This is a genomic window from Ruegeria sp. D3 (assembly GCF_056534465.1).
Genome location: NZ_JBQFPK010000001.1, coordinates 246389 through 262501, shown reverse-complemented (window position 1 = coordinate 262501; position 16113 = coordinate 246389). Strand labels below are relative to the sequence as shown.

Genomic DNA, 16113 nt, shown 5'->3' with positions numbered 1-16113 from the left:
TTGAGCCATCGATTTCCGAGTGGCGGTTTAGCGCGTTGTAACACTACGGGGCGAAGTTTGGGGTTGGAAATGAAAGGAAGTGCACAGCAGGGCGATAGCCTGAAACTCGCCAGCGGCGCCCTGGTTCTAGGCGGTATGATGTGGGGGCTGTACTGGATCCCTGTCCGCTTCTTCGTGGATCAGGGGCTGGACGGGGCTTGGCCGGGGATTGTGATGTATTCGGTAGCGCTGCTTGGCCTTTTGCCGCTTTTGTGGCGCGACCGGCACGATCTGGCACGGCGCTGGCAGGACTTGATGTTCAGCGGCATGTTCACCGGTGCGGCCTTTGGTCTGTTCACGATCAGTCTGGTCTATACGGATGTCGTTCGAGCCATCCTGCTGTTCTACCTGACGCCGGTTTGGGGCACGATCTTAGGCCGGGTTTTTCTTGGCGAGCGTCTGACCAGAGCCCGCGTTTTGGGGTTGATATCCGGTCTTGGCGGCATGGCGATCGTCCTTGGCAGCGGCCACGGCATCCCTTGGCCCAGCAATGTCGGAGATTGGGCGGCGCTGGTATCCGGCATGGCCTGGGCGGTGGGCACGCTGGGTTTGTATCGCTCCTCGGGCATTTCGGTTCCGGGGCAGGTGTTTGCGTTTATAACTGGGGCTCTGCTGCTGTCGCTGATCAGCCTGGTGTTCAGCGCAGGCGGGGTGCAACAGCAAAGCGCGATTGTTGTCGGTGTGCTGCCCATTGCGATGCTGTCGGTGCTGTACACTCTGCCGATGATCTTTCTGACGATCTGGCCCGCGACTTTACTGACACCGGCCCGGGTGGGGTTGTTATTGATGAGCGAGGTTGTGGTTGGCCTAATTTCGGCTGCTGTGTTTTCGGGCGAGCCCTTTGGGCTGCGCGAGGCCGCGGGGGCGGTACTGATTGTGAGTGCTGCAGTGCTGGAGATCGCTCGGGGCTGAGCGAGTTTACCGGTGGATAGACAGGTCAAACGCTAAAAGTCTTAACGGGCAGTTCGGTTCCCGTTGCATGGGTGTTGCGCAACATATTGACTTTGCGCGCTTTTTCACCTATAAGTTGTGTCATGCTAGGAGAGATGGGCAACGGCCCCGGGGTGACCCCGGAGGCCGTTTTTCGTTTCTGTCGTGCGGAGAAAACTCACGCATGAGGTCACAGGCACACATGACTTTGATTACCCCGGAAGAGCGGATGTCCCAGACGGCGGAACTGTTGCAGTCGCTGGAAACATCCATTCGCGGTTTGCGCCAGGCAGCGGAAGAACTGCGCAGGCAAATCGGAACCGGGGAGGATGCAGACCTGGCTAGAACAGCCAAGCAACTCGGTCAGTTAGAGGGGCTGATCCGAAGTTGTCAGAAAGTGGAGACAAGCTTTGTCGAACAACATCACAAACAAGCCGGAATTGCCCAAGGGGGATATGCGCTCGACCTTGAGCGCGCTCGATTTGAAATCGGGTGCAGGTTGGCTCGCCTCCGCCGATGCTGCGGTTCGGGACAGATTTCTGAGTGAGATCGGGGAGGGGGGGCTGTGCGCCCTCCCTTTCCTGTTTGAATTCTGGGCGCTGCCGCATCAACTACCGCCTGAGGGTGACTGGCGGTCCTGGGTGATCATGGGCGGGCGCGGTGCGGGTAAGACGCGCGCGGGGGCCGAATGGGTGCGGTCGATGGTCGAAGGGTCGAAACCGTTGGATCGCGGAGAGGCCAGTCGGGTGGCGCTGGTCGGTGAGACTTTCGATCAAGTGCGCGATGTGATGATCTTTGGCGACAGCGGGATATTGCGCTGTTCGCCACCGGACCGGCGACCTCAGTGGAAGGCTTCGGAGCGCAAGCTGATCTGGCCCAACGGGGCCGAGGCGCAGGCGTTCTCGGCGCATGATCCCGAGGGGTTGAGAGGGCCTCAGTTCGATGCAGCTTGGGTAGACGAATTGGGTTGTGCCGCGATAGACAAAGGAACAAACCAGCCGAACAAATTTCTGGACCCAAAGTCGTCGGAGTCGAGCTTGCCCGTGTATTCCAACGGCCAGCGTGACGATTTTATGCAAGTTCAATACCTACGAGCGGTTCTGGGGTATTGGTCCGAACCAAAGATCAACCCGATCTCAGACGTGTATAGCGGCCCGATGGTGGACATGTCCAATGCCTATGTCTGGGCCTGGGACGCGCGCCCATTTCCCGCCTTTCCGAACCTGCGCAGTCAATGGAGCGATGGCGAAAACTATGCCCGCGGCCATTGGCTGAATGGGCGCTCGGGATCGCGAACTTTGGCCTCTGTGGTCGCCGAGATCTGTCATGGCGCGGGCGTCACGGATATCGACACCACGGAGCTGCACGGGGTCGTGCGCGGATACGTGATCGAACAGGTTTCGGACGGGCGCGCCGCGTTGCAGCCACTGATGCTTCGGTATGGTTTTGACGCTGTCGAACGCGACGGTGTGTTGCGTTTTCAGATGCGCAACGGGCGGGCTCCGGTTCAGCTTGATAGCGAACTGCTTGCAGCCAGTTCCGAGATCGATGGCACCATCGAACATCGCCGCGAAGCCGAGGCGGAGATGACCGGTCGTGTCCGACTGCGATTTGTCCAGTCCGACGCGGATCATGATATCGTCTCGGAAGAGGCCGTTTTGCCGGATACCAGTACCCATTCGGTTTCCGTCAATGAGATGCCGTTGTCGATGACACGCGCCGAAGGCCGTCAAACCGCCGAGCGGTGGCTGAGCGAATCCCGCGTGTCGCGAGAGAGCGTCCGGTTTGCATTGCCGCCTTCGATGCTGAATGTCGGTGCGGGTGATATCATCACCCTGTCCGGCGAACAGGGCGCGCGGTATCGTATCGACCGGCTCGAGCAGGCCGAAATGCAGATGGCAGACGCTGTTCGCGTTGAACCGGGTGTTTATACGCCTTCCGATTTGCCAGACAACGACGTCTCGGAAAACCCGTTTGTGGCACCAGTCCCCGTATTTCCAGTTTTCTTGGACTTGCCGCTTATCACAGGATCCGAGGTGCCCCACGCACCTTATCTGGCGATCTCGGCTGATCCATGGCCGGGAAGTGCAGCGGTTTACTCCTCTGCGACTGATGAGGACTATGCTTTGCAAGAGGTGGTCAGCGGGCAAGCTATTGTCGGATTCACGCAGTCGCCGATGCGCTGGGCAGGTGCCGGGCTGTGGGATGAGGGGGCACCCCTGACTGTCGAACTGATTGCGGGTGTTCTGGAATCCCGACCGCGCGACGCGTTGCTGAACGGGGCAAACCTTGCGGCAATCGGCGATGGATCACCGGATAACTGGGAACTGTTTCAGTTTGAACGCGCCACTCTGCAAGAACGCGGTATATACACTCTGTCAGGCCGTCTTCGCGGACAACTGGGGACAGATGCCAAAATACCGGAGGTATGGCCTGAAGGCTCGACTTTTGTGCTTTTGGACCAACGGGTGTATCAAACCAACCTGCTGAGGTCTGAGCGCCGTGTGGCCAAGCACTACCGGATAGGCCCTGCGGCGCGCAGTTATGACGATCCGTCTTTCGTCCACAGGGTCGAGGCATTCAACGGCAATGGTCTACGTCCTTATGCGCCATCCCACCTGCGGGTTGCCAAATCTGCGGGTGACGATCAGCTGTCGTGGATACGTCGCACGCGCATCGACGGTGATGATTGGTCGGGTATCGACGTGCCATTAGGCGAAGAAACGGAATCCTATCTGGTGCAAGTGCTCGCCGAAGGCGCGTTGGTGCGCGAACTGATCTCAGCCAATCCAAGTTGGATATACACGGCCGCAATGAAATCAGCCGACGGTGTAAGCGCAGGATACACCGTGCAGGTTGCGCAGGTCTCGGCCAGTTATGGTCCAGGTCTACCTGTCAGCCTTGACGTAAGCTAAGTCATACGTCCGGCTCTTCTCAGAGATGTAAGTGCTGCGGCGCGCGTGCTTTTGCGTGCGCCGGCACCTGACCGGTTTTGCCTGTGTCGGCGCATGCTTACCGAGGCCGAGTTGGCAGATCGGTACATGCGTCAAACCGGTCATCTTCATCCGGTATTCGGCAATGGATTGCTGGTAACCGCAGCGTGTATCCGTCCTTTGGACGTTGAACCCAGTTTTGACGATCTACAATACTGTCAGTGTTCCGCGATGGTTTTGAACAGTCTGGTACGGCTTCATCTTAGCCAGACGCGCAGCTGACGCATTTTGTGGCTGCCAGATCCAGTTTTAGCCGACCTGCAGGAATCTCTTCTCCGCAATCTTCGCAGAAACCATAATCGCTGTCCCGAATCCGGTTCAGGGCGGCGGTCAGTCTGCGCCGTTCCAGATCGCGACTGGCTTGATGTGCTTTGGCCATAGCCTGGTTGTGCAACGCGTCCATCCGGCTAAGGCGGCCAACAGCCTGCTGATCCAACTCAACAACAGCCTGCGCGCTTTTGCCCGATGCAGTGCTGTCTGCCAACTCGTCCAGACGAGCGAGGATCAAAGCGCTAAAATGTACCAGTTCCGAGTCATTCATTTTCGTTATCGTGCGGATCACGGGTTTGCGTTTGGCGTTTTTGCCACTAAATGGCATCTTAGGCGCAGCAAAGGATGAAAAGCCATGTTGGAAAAGCGCAGTCACGTGACCCCCGTCGATCCCGTTTGGGATCGTATCACGACCGAAGCTCAGGCGGCCGTCGAGAATGAACCGCTGATGGGCGGGCTTGTCCATGCATGTGTCCTTCATCACAAAAGTCTTGAGCGGGCGTTGTCATATCGTGTTTCCGCCAAGCTGTGCTCGAACGAGATGTCGATGATGGTTCTGCGTGAAATCGTGGACGAGGCTTATGCCGACGACCCATCACTGATCGAAGCCGCGCGCGCAGACCTGATGGCCGTATATGAACGTGATCCGGCCTGCCACCGGTTGCTGCAGCCGATTCTTTATTTCAAGGGTTACCAGGCGATGCAGGCCTATCGTGTGGCGCATTGGCTGTGGCGTAAGGGTCGTTATGATCTGGCTTACTTCTTCCAGATGCGCTCATCCGAGATTTTTGGCATCGACATTCACCCTGCAGCGAAGATTGGCAAGGGGATCATGATCGACCATGCGCATTCCATAGTGATCGGTGAAACTGCCGTGGTGGGCGACAACGTCTCGATGTTGCACTCGGTGACGCTGGGCGGAACCGGCAAAGAAGAGGAACAACGTCACCCTAAGATCGGGAACGGAGTTCTGATTGGTGCGGGTGCCAAGGTGCTTGGGAATATCGAAGTCGGCCATTGCAGCCGCATAGCGGCCGGTTCGGTTGTTCTGCAGGAGGTCCCCCCCTGCAAAACCGTTGCGGGTATTCCTGCCAAGATCGTGGGCGAGGCCGGGTGCGATCAGCCCTCGATCTCAATGGACCACATGCTGGGTAAAAACCAGTAAACAGTCTTAGTTCGAGCGGTTGTTCTTTTCGTTCAACCGCTTGAGACGACGTTCTTCCCGGCGCTGTTTACGCTCTTCAATGCGTTTGGCACGTTCGGCCTCCCATTTGCCAACCGCACTCTTGGAATTGAACTTCGAGTTCTCTCCTGGATAGCTGTTTGGTTTGGCGTAGGCGTCCGCAGGGGCAAGCGCCGCCAGCATCAGAAGAACCAGAAATGTGCGTGTAATTTGAGTGATGGTCATATGGCACCTGTGCGTCCTTGAATGTCGTGCCACCAATCTGGAGCCCCACAGGTCCCCGAGCAATAGTACGCCTGATCACGTCGGCTCACATCCCGTCAGGCCATAAAAAAACCGCGCCGGGGTTGCCCGACGCGGCCTCTGCGAGTTTGCGGGAATCAAGCCAGCATAACCATAGGATTTTCAAGGTTTTCCACGATGGCCTGCAACAATTCAGCCCCAAGCGCACCGTCGATAACCCGGTGATCCACTGACATGGTGACGGACATAACGGTTGCTACGGTCAGCTCTCCGTCGTCTCCGACAACCGGTTTTTTTACGCCCGAGCCCACAGCCAGAATTCCGGCGTGAGGCGGGTTCACAATGGCGTCAAAATTGTCGATGCCGAACATACCCAGGTTCGAGATCGCAAAGGTGCCGCCTTGATATTCATGAGGCGCCAGCTTGCGTTCGCGCGCGCGAGCGGCCAGATCTTTCATCTCGGTCGATAGCGCCGACAGCGATTTGGTGTCGGCGTCCTGCAGAACCGGGGTGAACAGCCCGCCCTCGATGGCAACCGCAACGGCCACGTCCGAGGGTTTCAGTTGCAGCACCCGATCACCGGCCCATACCGCGTTACAGGCCGGAACCTGTTGCAGCGCGTTGGCGACGGCTTTGATGATGAAGTCATTGACGCTGAGCTTGACGCCCCGACCTTCCAGCTGCTTGTTCAACTGGCTACGGAATTTGAGCAGCGCGTCCAGTTTGATATCGCGACGCAAATAGAAATGCGGGATCGTTTGCTTGGCCTCGGAAAGGCGTGCAGCAATAGTTTTGCGCATGCCGTCGAGCTTGATTTCCTCGTAGTCGCGGCCCTCGTACATCTTGGCTACGGCATCTGCCGAGGGGCCAGCCGGAGCTGCCGCCGCCGGAGCCGCTGCTGCAGGTGCGGGCGCTGCCGCTGGGGCCGTCGCAGTTGCGCCTTCCACATCTGCTTTGACGATACGTCCATGCGGACCCGAGCCGGTGATCTGCGCCAGATCAAGGCCCTTTTGCGCGGCAATCCGGCGGGCCAGAGGCGAGGCAAAGATACGACCGCCATCGGCCTTGACCGGAGCAGCCGGGGCAGGGGCGGGCGCCTCAGACGCCGCTGGGGCGGCCTCGTTACCCGCGGCGACTGCCGGGGCAGCCGCGGGCGCTGTGGCAGGTGCTGCGCTGATGTCGTCAGCGCTTTCGCCATCTTCCAGCAGAACCGCGATGGCGGTGTTTACTTTGACCCCTTCGGAGCCTTCAGGGATCAGGATTTTGCCAATGGTGCCTTCGTCAACGGCCTCGAATTCCATCGTGGCCTTGTCGGTTTCAATCTCGGCCAGCAGGTCGCCGGACGACACGGTGTCGCCCTCTTTGACCAGCCATTTGGCAAGGGTGCCTTCCTCCATGGTCGGCGACAGGGCGGGCATCAGAATTTCTGTGGGCATCTGTGTCGCTCCTTACCGGTAGGTCACTTGTTTGACGGCCGCGATCACCTCATCCGTGGTGATCAGCGCCAGCTTTTCGAGGTTCGCAGCATAGGGCATCGGAACATCTTTGCCGGTGCAGTTGATGACCGGCGCGTCGAGATAGTCGAACGCCTCCTGCATCACGACCGAGCTGATATAACTACCGACCGAGCCTTGTGGCCAACCTTCTTCGACCGTCACCAGACGGTTGGTTTTCATCACCGAGTTGATGATCGCGCCGGTGTCCATCGGGCGGATGGTGCGCAGATCTATGACCTCGGCGCTGATACCTTCTTCGGCCAGCTTGTCGGCGGCTTCCAGCGCGTATTGCATGCCGATACCAAAGCTGACGATGGTCACGTCTGCCCCTTCGCGCCAGATGCGCGCTTTACCCAGCGGGATGGTCAGGTCATCCACTTGTGGTACGTCGAAGGACCGGCCGTAGAGGATTTCATTTTCCAGAAAGATTACCGGGTTTGGATCGCGGATCGCCGATTTCAGCAGACCTTTGGCATCAGCAGCCGAGTAAGGCATGACGACTTTCAGGCCGGGGATTTGCATATACCATGCGGCGTAGTCTTGGCTGTGCTGCGCGGCCACGCGGGCAGCGGCACCGTTGGGGCCGCGGAATACGATGGGGCAGCCCATCTGGCCACCGGACATATAGAGCGTCTTGGCGGCGGAGTTGATGATCTGGTCAATCGCCTGCATGGCGAAGTTGAAGGTCATGAACTCGACGATGGGTTTCAGGCCGCCGAAGGCCGAGCCGACCGCGATGCCGGCAAAGCCGTGTTCCGTGATCGGGGTGTCAATGACGCGCTTGCTGCCGAATTCGTCCAGCAGACCTTGGGAGATTTTGTAGGCACCCTGATATTCGGCGACTTCTTCGCCCATCAGATAGACGTCTTCGTCGCCGCGCATTTCTTCGGCCATCGCATCGCGAAGTGCTTCGCGGACGGTTTCGGACTTCATCTCGGCATCGGCTGGCCAATCGGGCGACAGGTCAACGACCGGTGCCGCTGGTGCGGCGGCGGGAGCGGGGGCCGGGGTCGCCGCAGGGGCAGCCTCGGTCACCGCTGCTGCTGCGGGCGCAGCCGCGGGCAGGGCGGAAGCGTCTTCGCCTTCATCCACAAGGACCGCGATAGGCGTGTTGACCTTGACGCCTTCGGTGCCTTCAGCGATCAGGATCTTGCCGACGATGCCTTCATCGACGGCTTCGAACTCCATCGTCGCCTTGTCGGTTTCGATCTCGGCCATGATATCGCCGGATGATACAGTGTCGCCTTCTTTGACCAGCCATTTGGCCAGTGTGCCCTCTTCCATTGTGGGCGAAAGGGCGGGCATGAGAATTTCGGTTGCCATGTCTTAGTCGTCCTCTCAGGCGTAAATGTCGGTCCAGAGCTCTTCGACGGAAGGCTCGGGGCTTTCTTTCGAAAATTCGGCGGCCTGGTTGACGATCTCTTTAATCTCTTTGTCGATCGCCTTCAGGTCATCCTCGGTCGCGTGTTTGCCGGTCAGCAGCAGTTCGCGCACGTGTTCAATGGGGTCGCTTTGTTCGCGGACCTTCTGAACCTCTTCACGGGTGCGGTATTTGGCCGGGTCGGACATCGAGTGGCCACGATAGCGGTAGGTCTTGACCTCAAGGATATAAGGGCCTTGTCCGGAGCGGCAGTGTGCGACGGCTTTCTCACCAGCGGCTTTGACCGCAAGCACGTCCATACCGTTGACCATTTCGCCCGGGATTCCGAATGCTTGTCCGCGGTGATAGATATCCGCCGAAGAAGTGGAGCGCGCTTGCGCTGTACCCATGGCGTATTGGTTGTTCTCGATCACGAATACTACCGGTAGGTCCCACAGGGCAGCCATGTTGAACGTCTCGTAAACCTGACCTTGGTTCGCCGCGCCGTCGCCAAAATAGGTGAAGGTGACGCCGCCGTTTTCCTTGTACTTGTCGGCAAAAGCCAGACCTGCGCCTAAGGGAACCTGCGCGCCAACGATGCCGTGGCCACCATAGAAATGCTTCTCTTTCGAGAACATGTGCATCGAACCACCTTTGCCCTTGGACAGGCCGCCAATACGTCCGGTGAGTTCCGCCATCACGCCGCCCGGATCCATGCCGCAGGCTAGCATGTGGCCGTGGTCGCGATAGGAAGTAATCCGCTTGTCGCCTTCTTCGGCTGCCGCCTCAAGTCCGACGACAACAGCCTCTTGCCCGATATACAGGTGGCAGAACCCACCGATCAGGCCCATGCCATATAGCTGACCAGCCTTCTCCTCGAATCGGCGGATCAGCAGCATTTCCCGGTAATATGTGGTGAGTTCTTCCGCAGAAACATTTGGTTTCTTTGTGGTTTTTCGCGCAGCCATATCGGCGATCTCCCCCTCTCGGCAAGATAGTTTAGCGTTAAACTATTCAATAAAGCATTTGTCGCTTTGTGGCGAGGAGAAATGTGACGCAGCGTCGAAACCTGCGGAAATCGTCGCGAAGGTGTTTTGGGTTTACTCAGTAGAAAGGGTCACTGAATAACGATCTCATCCGAACGGATCATGCCCAATACTGAACGCGCCTGCTGATCCAAAAGGTCCAGATCCAGATATGTATCTGACAGACGGCGTGTGAGGTTTTCCATCTGAGCAATCTCGGCTTCCAGCTTCCCAAGATCGCGCGACAGGGCGTCCCGTTCCGCTGCAATCTCGACCCGTCGGAACAGGCCATAGTCACCCTGAACGGCAGCAAAGGTGAAATACACACCCAGCATAAAAGCTACCATAAAGAATGCGACTGCGCCCAAACCGGGCCGATGGGAACGGGACACTCTGTTTACCGCCGTATGAAACGCCTCAATAACGGGCCCTTTTTGGACCTCTGAAAGTACTATGTCACAGGCGATTCGGGTTGTGAATCCCCTGATTCGCAAAAATGCGTCGGTGGTCGAGTTTTTATTGATCCAATGCGGCAACGCCTGGCAGGGTCTTACCTTCCATCCATTCCAGGAACGCGCCGCCTGCAGTCGAGATATACGAGAAGTCCTTAGCGGCACCCGAAGCGTTCAGCGCCGCGACCGTGTCGCCTCCGCCAGCGACTGACACCAACTTACCCGAGCGGGTCAGGGCGGCGGCTTTCAGGGCGGATGCGTTGGTGGCGGCGTCGAAGGGTTCAATCTCGAATGCGCCCAGCGGGCCGTTCCATATCAGCGTCTGGCTTTGGTCGAAGATTTCCGAGATCGCTGCGACACTGTCGGGGCCTGCGTCTAGGATCATGCCCTCGTCAGTGCACTGGTCCGCAGGCAGGATCTGGTGCGGCGCGCCGGCCTCAAACTTTTCGGCGACAACGATGTCAGTGGGCAGAACGATGGTGCAGCCCGCGCCGTCGGCCTTGGCCATGATTTCGGCCGCGGTGCCCTTCATCGCGGTTTCGGCGAGGGAGTTGCCGACATTCACGCCTTTGGCCACGAGGAAGGTGTTGGCCATGCCGCCGCCGATCACAAGATAATCCACCTTGGTGATCAGATTACCCAGCAGCTCCAGCTTGGTCGACACTTTGGCCCCGCCCACGACCGCCGTCACTGGCCGTTTAGGCGCACCCAGAGCGCCCTCCAGCGCCTCAAGCTCGGCCTGCATCAGGCGCCCGGCACAGGCGGGCAGCAGCCGGGCAATTGCCTCGGTCGAACTGTGGGCGCGGTGTGCGGCGGAAAACGCGTCGTTGCAATAGACCTCACCCAGACGCGCCATACCTGCGGCCAGATCAGCGTCATTCTTGGTTTCAGCCGCATGGAAGCGAGTGTTTTCCAGCAGCAGCACCTGGCCGGGCTGCAGCTGTTCAGCGGCCAGTTCGGCCTCGGTCCCGACGCAATCGGCGGCGAACAGAACATCTGCGTCAAAGGCGGTGATCAGGGTGGGGATCAGCTGTTTCAGCGACAGGTTCTCGCGGCGCTCGCCACCCGGACGGCCGAAATGCGCCAGCAAGATCGGCTTGCCGCCTGCTGCAAGGATATCGCGCACGGTGGGCACGATGCGCTGAATACGGGTGGCGTCGGTCACAACGCCGTCAACGACCGGCACGTTGATATCCACGCGCACCAGCACGCGCTTGCCGTTCAGGTCCATATCGTCCAGCGTTTTCCAGCCCATCGTTCCATCCTTGCCGTTAAATACGATTTAGGCGGTTCTTTTCCTGCATTTTGCCCTCAGGTCAATGCGTCACTTGGCATTCACGCCCATGCCGCATAGGTATTTGCGCAAGACAAACGACAGGAGGGCCTCATGGCCGAGATCAAGGATCCCGAAAACACCATCATCATCGAACTCAAAGGCGGCAATGTCGTCATCGAGCTGCTGCCCGACGTGGCTCCTCAGCACTCGGCCCGGATGAAGGAACTGGCCCGTGGCGGTGAGTATGACAACGTGGCCTTCCACCGTGTGATCGACGGTTTCATGGCCCAGACCGGCGACGTTCAGCACGGCGACATGGAAGACGGGTTCAACATCCGTATGGCAGGCACAGGTGGGTCGTCGCTGCCCAACGTTCCGGCTGAGTTTTCGAAACTGCCGCATGACCGGGGCACGCTGGGTGCCGCGCGGTCGCAGAACCCGGATTCAGCCAACTCTCAGTTCTTCATCAACTTCAAGGACAATCACTTCCTGAACGGCCAATACACCGTGTACGGGCGCGTCATCGACGGGATGGAGCATGTAGACGCGATTGTTCGCGGCGAGCCGCCTATGAACCCCGACCGGATGATCAGCGTCAAGGTGGCGGCCGATGTATAAGCTAGCCGCCGCATTTGCCGTTCTGGCCAGCCCCGCGCTGGCCACTGGCCTTGAGATCGAGATTGAAGGTGAGGGCGCCAATGGCACCGTGACTGTTGATCTGTTTGATGACCTTGCCCCGAGACATGTCGAGCAGATCAGCGCTCTGGCGGCTGAAGGCAAATATGACGGGGTGGTATTCCACCGCGTGATCGAGGGGTTCATGGCGCAAACCGGCGATGTTGAACATGGCCGTCTGGGCAGTGACCTGCGCCGCGCCGGGACAGGCGGGTCGGATCGTCCCGATCTGGCAGCCGAGTTTTCGGACTACAATTATGATCGTGGCGTGATCGGTATGGCGCGAGCCCAGGACCCTAACAGTGCAAATTCGCAATTCTTCATCATGTTTGCGCCGGGACCGTTCCTGAACGGCCAATACACGGTTGTAGGTCAGGTAACTGGCGGGATGGACGTCGTCGATGCGATCAAGCGTGGTGACGGACCTAACGGCGCAGTGATCGGACAGCCGGATGTTATGAAAAAGGTCACAGTGACCGAGTAACAGAAAAGGCCCCGCCGCAATGCGCTTCGGGGCCTTTCTTTGAAAGGCTCAATCGTCGCCAATCACATTCCAGATGATTGCGCCAATGATGCCCCCCGCCAATGGGGCCGCCCAGAACAGCCATAGCTGCTCCATCGCGGGGCCTTCGGCAAACAGGGCAACTCCGGTTGATCGGGCCGGATTGACCGAAGTGTTTGTCACCGGGATAGAGATCAGGTGGATCAGTGTCAGGCCAAGCCCGATGGCAATCGGCGCAAATCCGGCAGGCGCAAACTTCGATGTCGAACCCAGAATGATCAACAGGAAGAAAGCGGTCAGCGTGATCTCGATCACCAGCGCCGATGCCATCGAATATCCCTGTGGCGAGGCCTCATCGAAACCGTTGGTGGCAAAACTGCCGACCCCTTCGAAACCGGGCGCGCCGCTGACGATCACGTATAGGACGGCAGCGGCAGCGACAGAGCCCGCAACCTGAGCGATCCAATACGGGATAAGAAGTTTTGGTGAAAACCGGCCACCAACCGCAAGGCCGAGACTGACTGCCGGGTTGAAGTGCCCGCCCGAGATTTGACCGACCGCATAGGCCATGGTCAGAACCGTCAGGCCAAAGGCAAAGGATACACCCAGCCAGCCGATGCCCACATCGGCCACACCAGCTGCCAGAACGGCGCTGCCGCATCCGCCCAGAACCAGCCAGAACGTGCCGAAGAATTCGGCCATGAGTTTTGATGACATGAAAAGCCCTCCCAAAAACAATGGGTTCACTATAATTCAAAAATGAATTTTTGTGAAACTGTACTGTCAGGCCCAGCTTGCAGGGTCCAGTTGGAATAATTTGGCCAGTTGTTCGTAGACCTCGGGTGCCTCGGACTTGAGCGCGACGGGCCGCTCAAAGAAAACTTCGACCGAGACTGCAAAGAACTCCTCATGCCCGGTAGCGCCATAGGGGTCGATAACGGTGGGTCGACCATGTTCGACCGCGCTGACATGCGCGTCGTAGGCGGTCAGGAACACCCGTTCCCATTTTGCAAAGCTCTGACCGTTGCTAAGGATTGGCACTCCGTTTGTGCCCCCCGAGAGGTCGTCGACCTGATGCGCGAACTCGTGCAACACGACATTCTGCCCGTCGCGATCATTCAGCGCGCCTTGCTGACTGTGCGTCCAAGACAGGATCACCGGGCCGCGATCCCAACTTTCGCCCGTGCGCACGATCTCTTTCTCGCTGATAACGTAGCCATCCTGCCTGCGCTGACGCGACTTGAATGCAGTGGGGTAGATCAGAATGGTGGTCAAGTTATCGTACCAGATATCCCGATTGACCAGTAACAGACTGGCCTGTGCGGCGATGGCCAATTCCATATCTTCGGTGACGTCCAGCCCGTCACAACCAAAAAAGCGGACCTGGTCTAGGAATAGATTGACCTTGCCGTCCAGCTTGGCCCTCAGTTCTTTTGGTAGGCGGCGTATCAGAGGCACCTGAGCGTCGATCACACGACGCTGATGATCGGACAGCGGGGCGGCCAGCAGCGCATTGCGCGCCTGAGTCTTGGACCAATGACGATAGGCAAAAAAGCCGATGACCAACAGCAGAACCGAGAAAAAAATCAGCATTCGCAAAGACTACTATGCGCAGCCGGGGCTTGAAACCAAAAACGCCGCAGGTTTCCCCGCGGCGTTCATAGAATAAGGCAGAGCCTGCTTTACTGTTTGACCTCTGCAGCCGGGTTTGCACCACCCTTGGCACTGCGGCCGGGGTTCAGCGGGTCGTCCTGACGCTGAACCGAACCTTCGAAATGCGCGCCGCTTTCGATCGCGATGGTCTTGTGGATGATGTCGCCTTCGACACGTGCGGTCGAGGTCAGGCGGACTTTCAGACCGCGCACGCGGCCTACGATGCGGCCGTTGATCACGACATCATCTGCGGTGACCTCACCCTTGATGGTCGCAGTTTCACCGATGGTCAGCAGATGGGCGCGAATGTCACCTTCGACAGTGCCTTCCACCTGAATATCGCCGGATGTTTTCAGGTTGCCGGTGATGTGCAGATCTGACGACAGAACCGATGCCGGGGGCTTGGGCTTGGGCGCAGTGCTGGCCTTGGCTTCTGACGGCGCAGGCGCGGCAGGCGTCGCGGGGGCAGCCGGTTTTGCGGCCTCTGTGTCTTTGGTTCCGGGCTCGTTGATTTTGCTCTTAGAAAACATTTCTCGCAGCCTTGATGTAAGTCATTGGGTTAACAGGTTTTCCATTCACGCGTACCTCGTAATGAAGATGCGTGCCGGTCGACCGTCCGGTGCTACCCATATCAGCAATATGATCCCCGCGCGAGACCCTTTGACCAACCTTTACGCGTATCTTGGTGTTATGAGCATAAAGTGTCTCAATTCCAAAGGCATGCTTAATTTTTACCAATCGCCCGAACCCTGACTGCCAGCCAGCATGGGTGACCACACCATCGGCGGTCGCGAAGATATCCGTTCCATGCGCCCCAGCGAAATCGGCACCGTTGTGCATGCGCCGGCCACCTGTCTTGGGGTCCCGGCGGGTGCCGAAGCCACTGGTATAACGCACGACCGCGTTCACAGGGCTTGCAAACGGCGCCTTTTCGGCGGCAATGCGATAGAGGTTCAGCTGGTCCATCTGCTGCAGCAGAGTATTTGCGCGGACTTCGTCGGGGGTCAGTTCCTCGCCGCGCGTGCTGAAGGATATGGGGGTTAGGGGGCCGCCCATGCCGCTGTACCCGCGCCGTACTTCTTCAATGATACGGTCTGTGGGCATTCCTGCTTGACGGAACATCTTGTCGAGCGGCTCGACCGAGATAACCATCGCCTCTTCCAGCTGACGGAAAATCTCGTCACTACGTTCCTGCATGAGCCGGATTTCCAGCTCAAGGTCATCACGTTGTTCAAGCGCGTCCTTGGCGTCGGCTGCGATCTGGTCCCGTTCCAAGGCCGTGCGGGCCAAAGCCTGGGTCATGAAATCCATCTGAGCCGGGTTGCTCACGTTTGCCATGTAAGCGTCCGCGCCATCCTCCTGCTTGAGGCTGGCCAACTCTAGCCGCGCGTCTTCGCGCTGCTTCATGGTCGCGCGCAGAGTGGTTTGAATGACTTCAATGCCCGTTTCCAACTCGCGGCGGCGGTTTTCCGACGCCAGCAGCTCGGATTGCATCGTCGAAATTTGTTCAAGCGCCGTGTTGAAACGGTCCTGCGCCATTAGCGCCTCAGAGGCACGCATATCCCGCTCGGCTGAAAGTACGTTCAGACGTTCCTGATAGGTTGCTTGATCCCGCTTGGCTTGCTCGCGGAAATTACCTGATCCAATGCTGTCCATCAGCAGGATTGCGGTTGCGACGGCAGTCCAGCCAACGAAGACGGCGACGCCCGCAACGGCAATCACCTGCGTCTCGGAACTGAGCCGGATAAACCGCGTATCATTATCAGATTTCAGAAAAACCCGGCGTTCCGGAAAGTGCCGCTCGAGCAGTGAGTGTAGTTTGATTGCCAGACGTGTTCGCACGCGTCTTCCCTCTGTCCATCCCCAAATTCGGGACCGGTTGTGAGTGATCTCCGTCCCTTGGAGCAACTGCATAGAGGGGACATGTGATTTGGGCAAGTTTGTTAACCAGTTCACACATGAAACCGGTTTTTTCCCGCCAGTTTTAGGCGGGAAGTTGCCGATAGCGTCAACTTG

Annotated in this window: 17 protein-coding genes; 6 read left to right on the top strand and 11 right to left on the bottom strand. The window is 58.4% G+C overall.

The window, feature by feature from the left end; all coding sequences use genetic code 11:
- Positions 1–69 precede the first annotated feature (69 nt).
- The 3 genes from ACR0DX_RS01280 (at position 70) to ACR0DX_RS01270 (ending at position 4184) form a co-directional block, all read left to right on the top strand.
- Positions 70–951 (top strand): DMT family transporter, encoded by an 882-nt coding sequence (locus ACR0DX_RS01280; RefSeq protein WP_170354515.1) that lies wholly within the window; start codon positions 70–72, stop codon positions 949–951.
- A gap of 473 nt (positions 952–1424) precedes the next feature.
- Positions 1425–3884, top strand: a complete 2460-nt coding sequence (locus ACR0DX_RS01275) for a baseplate megatron protein TIM-barrel domain-containing protein (protein WP_170354766.1) — start codon at positions 1425–1427, stop codon at positions 3882–3884.
- Between the two features lie 3 nt (positions 3885–3887).
- On the top strand, positions 3888–4184 hold the full coding sequence (locus ACR0DX_RS01270; protein WP_170354764.1) for a DUF7742 family protein: 297 nt from the start codon (positions 3888–3890) through the stop codon (positions 4182–4184).
- Here ACR0DX_RS01270 and ACR0DX_RS01265 read toward each other — a convergent pair.
- Positions 4165–4560 carry a TraR/DksA family transcriptional regulator gene (locus ACR0DX_RS01265; protein ID WP_480844937.1) on the bottom strand — a complete coding sequence of 132 codons (396 nt, stop codon included), beginning with the start codon at positions 4558–4560 and terminating at the stop codon, positions 4165–4167. The two genes, ACR0DX_RS01270 and ACR0DX_RS01265, sit on opposite strands and share 20 nt — an antisense overlap.
- Positions 4561–4587: 27 nt before the next feature.
- Between ACR0DX_RS01265 and cysE the strand changes: the two genes are divergently transcribed.
- A complete protein-coding gene (gene cysE, locus ACR0DX_RS01260; protein ID WP_170354513.1) occupies positions 4588–5397 on the top strand; it encodes a serine O-acetyltransferase in 810 nt (269 codons plus the stop codon).
- A 6-nt stretch (positions 5398–5403) separates the two neighbouring features.
- Here the strand turns inward: cysE and ACR0DX_RS01255 are convergent, their stop codons facing one another.
- The 6 genes from ACR0DX_RS01255 to ACR0DX_RS01230 all read right to left on the bottom strand — a co-directional run bounded on the left by ACR0DX_RS01255 (position 5404) and on the right by ACR0DX_RS01230 (position 11246).
- Positions 5404–5640 carry a hypothetical protein gene (locus ACR0DX_RS01255; protein WP_170354512.1) on the bottom strand — a complete coding sequence of 79 codons (237 nt, stop codon included), beginning with the start codon at positions 5638–5640 and terminating at the stop codon, positions 5404–5406.
- 155 nt (positions 5641–5795) lie between these two features.
- Entirely contained in the window at positions 5796–7094 is a 1299-nt protein-coding gene (locus ACR0DX_RS01250) for a pyruvate dehydrogenase complex dihydrolipoamide acetyltransferase (protein WP_170354511.1), read from the bottom strand.
- A gap of 12 nt (positions 7095–7106) precedes the next feature.
- On the bottom strand, positions 7107–8477 hold the full coding sequence (locus tag ACR0DX_RS01245; RefSeq protein ID WP_480844933.1) for a pyruvate dehydrogenase complex E1 component subunit beta: 1371 nt from the start codon (positions 8475–8477) through the stop codon (positions 7107–7109).
- 15 nt (positions 8478–8492) lie between these two features.
- Positions 8493–9482, bottom strand: coding sequence for a pyruvate dehydrogenase (acetyl-transferring) E1 component subunit alpha (gene pdhA / locus ACR0DX_RS01240; protein WP_170354509.1), 990 nt, complete (start codon positions 9480–9482; stop codon positions 8493–8495).
- A gap of 149 nt (positions 9483–9631) precedes the next feature.
- A complete protein-coding gene (locus tag ACR0DX_RS01235; protein ID WP_170354508.1) occupies positions 9632–9931 on the bottom strand; it encodes an FtsB family cell division protein in 300 nt (99 codons plus the stop codon).
- A 124-nt stretch (positions 9932–10055) separates the two neighbouring features.
- Complete coding sequence (locus ACR0DX_RS01230) at positions 10056–11246, bottom strand: phosphoglycerate kinase (RefSeq protein ID WP_170354507.1); 1191 nt, start codon at positions 11244–11246, stop codon at positions 10056–10058.
- Between the two features lie 132 nt (positions 11247–11378).
- On the opposite strand from ACR0DX_RS01230, the gene ACR0DX_RS01225 reads away from it, so the two are divergent.
- Both ACR0DX_RS01225 and ACR0DX_RS01220 read left to right on the top strand, forming a co-directional pair.
- Entirely contained in the window at positions 11379–11885 is a 507-nt protein-coding gene (locus ACR0DX_RS01225; RefSeq protein WP_170354506.1) for a peptidylprolyl isomerase, read from the top strand.
- Entirely contained in the window at positions 11878–12426 is a 549-nt protein-coding gene (locus tag ACR0DX_RS01220) for a peptidylprolyl isomerase (RefSeq protein ID WP_170354505.1), read from the top strand. Before ACR0DX_RS01225 ends, ACR0DX_RS01220 begins: the two co-directional genes overlap by 8 nt.
- Before the next feature lie 48 nt (positions 12427–12474).
- On the opposite strand, the gene aqpZ is transcribed toward ACR0DX_RS01220, so the two are convergent.
- From aqpZ to ACR0DX_RS01200, 4 genes are all read right to left on the bottom strand, one after another.
- Positions 12475–13161, bottom strand: coding sequence for an aquaporin Z (gene aqpZ / locus ACR0DX_RS01215; protein WP_170354504.1), 687 nt, complete (start codon positions 13159–13161; stop codon positions 12475–12477).
- Between the two features lie 66 nt (positions 13162–13227).
- Entirely contained in the window at positions 13228–14037 is an 810-nt protein-coding gene (locus ACR0DX_RS01210; protein ID WP_170354503.1) for a M90 family metallopeptidase, read from the bottom strand.
- A gap of 89 nt (positions 14038–14126) precedes the next feature.
- Positions 14127–14627, bottom strand: coding sequence for a bactofilin family protein (locus tag ACR0DX_RS01205; RefSeq protein ID WP_170354502.1), 501 nt, complete (start codon positions 14625–14627; stop codon positions 14127–14129).
- A complete protein-coding gene (locus tag ACR0DX_RS01200; protein WP_170354501.1) occupies positions 14617–15939 on the bottom strand; it encodes a DUF5930 domain-containing protein in 1323 nt (440 codons plus the stop codon). Before ACR0DX_RS01200 ends, ACR0DX_RS01205 begins: the two co-directional genes overlap by 11 nt.
- Between the last annotated feature and the right edge of the window lie 174 nt (positions 15940–16113).

What these genes read in the sequence shown, in the direction of transcription:
- cysE (WP_170354513.1), top strand. Translation starts at nt 4,588, where the DNA reads ATGTTGGAAAAGCGCAGTCACGTGACCCCCGTCGATCCCGTTTGGGAT.
- ACR0DX_RS01230 (WP_170354507.1), bottom strand. Translation starts at nt 11,246, where the DNA reads ATGGGCTGGAAAACGCTGGACGATATGGACCTGAACGGCAAGCGCGTG.
- pdhA (WP_170354509.1), bottom strand. Translation starts at nt 9,482, where the DNA reads ATGGCTGCGCGAAAAACCACAAAGAAACCAAATGTTTCTGCGGAAGAA.
- ACR0DX_RS01265 (WP_480844937.1), bottom strand. Translation starts at nt 4,560, where the DNA reads ATGCCATTTAGTGGCAAAAACGCCAAACGCAAACCCGTGATCCGCACG.
- ACR0DX_RS01280 (WP_170354515.1), top strand. Translation starts at nt 70, where the DNA reads ATGAAAGGAAGTGCACAGCAGGGCGATAGCCTGAAACTCGCCAGCGGC.
- ACR0DX_RS01225 (WP_170354506.1), top strand. Translation starts at nt 11,379, where the DNA reads ATGGCCGAGATCAAGGATCCCGAAAACACCATCATCATCGAACTCAAA.
- ACR0DX_RS01245 (WP_480844933.1), bottom strand. Translation starts at nt 8,477, where the DNA reads ATGGCAACCGAAATTCTCATGCCCGCCCTTTCGCCCACAATGGAAGAG.
- ACR0DX_RS01250 (WP_170354511.1), bottom strand. Translation starts at nt 7,094, where the DNA reads ATGCCCACAGAAATTCTGATGCCCGCCCTGTCGCCGACCATGGAGGAA.
- ACR0DX_RS01220 (WP_170354505.1), top strand. Translation starts at nt 11,878, where the DNA reads ATGTATAAGCTAGCCGCCGCATTTGCCGTTCTGGCCAGCCCCGCGCTG.
- ACR0DX_RS01255 (WP_170354512.1), bottom strand. Translation starts at nt 5,640, where the DNA reads ATGACCATCACTCAAATTACACGCACATTTCTGGTTCTTCTGATGCTG.
- ACR0DX_RS01275 (WP_170354766.1), top strand. Translation starts at nt 1,425, where the DNA reads ATGCGCTCGACCTTGAGCGCGCTCGATTTGAAATCGGGTGCAGGTTGG.
- ACR0DX_RS01205 (WP_170354502.1), bottom strand. Translation starts at nt 14,627, where the DNA reads ATGTTTTCTAAGAGCAAAATCAACGAGCCCGGAACCAAAGACACAGAG.
- aqpZ (WP_170354504.1), bottom strand. Translation starts at nt 13,161, where the DNA reads ATGTCATCAAAACTCATGGCCGAATTCTTCGGCACGTTCTGGCTGGTT.
- ACR0DX_RS01210 (WP_170354503.1), bottom strand. Translation starts at nt 14,037, where the DNA reads ATGCTGATTTTTTTCTCGGTTCTGCTGTTGGTCATCGGCTTTTTTGCC.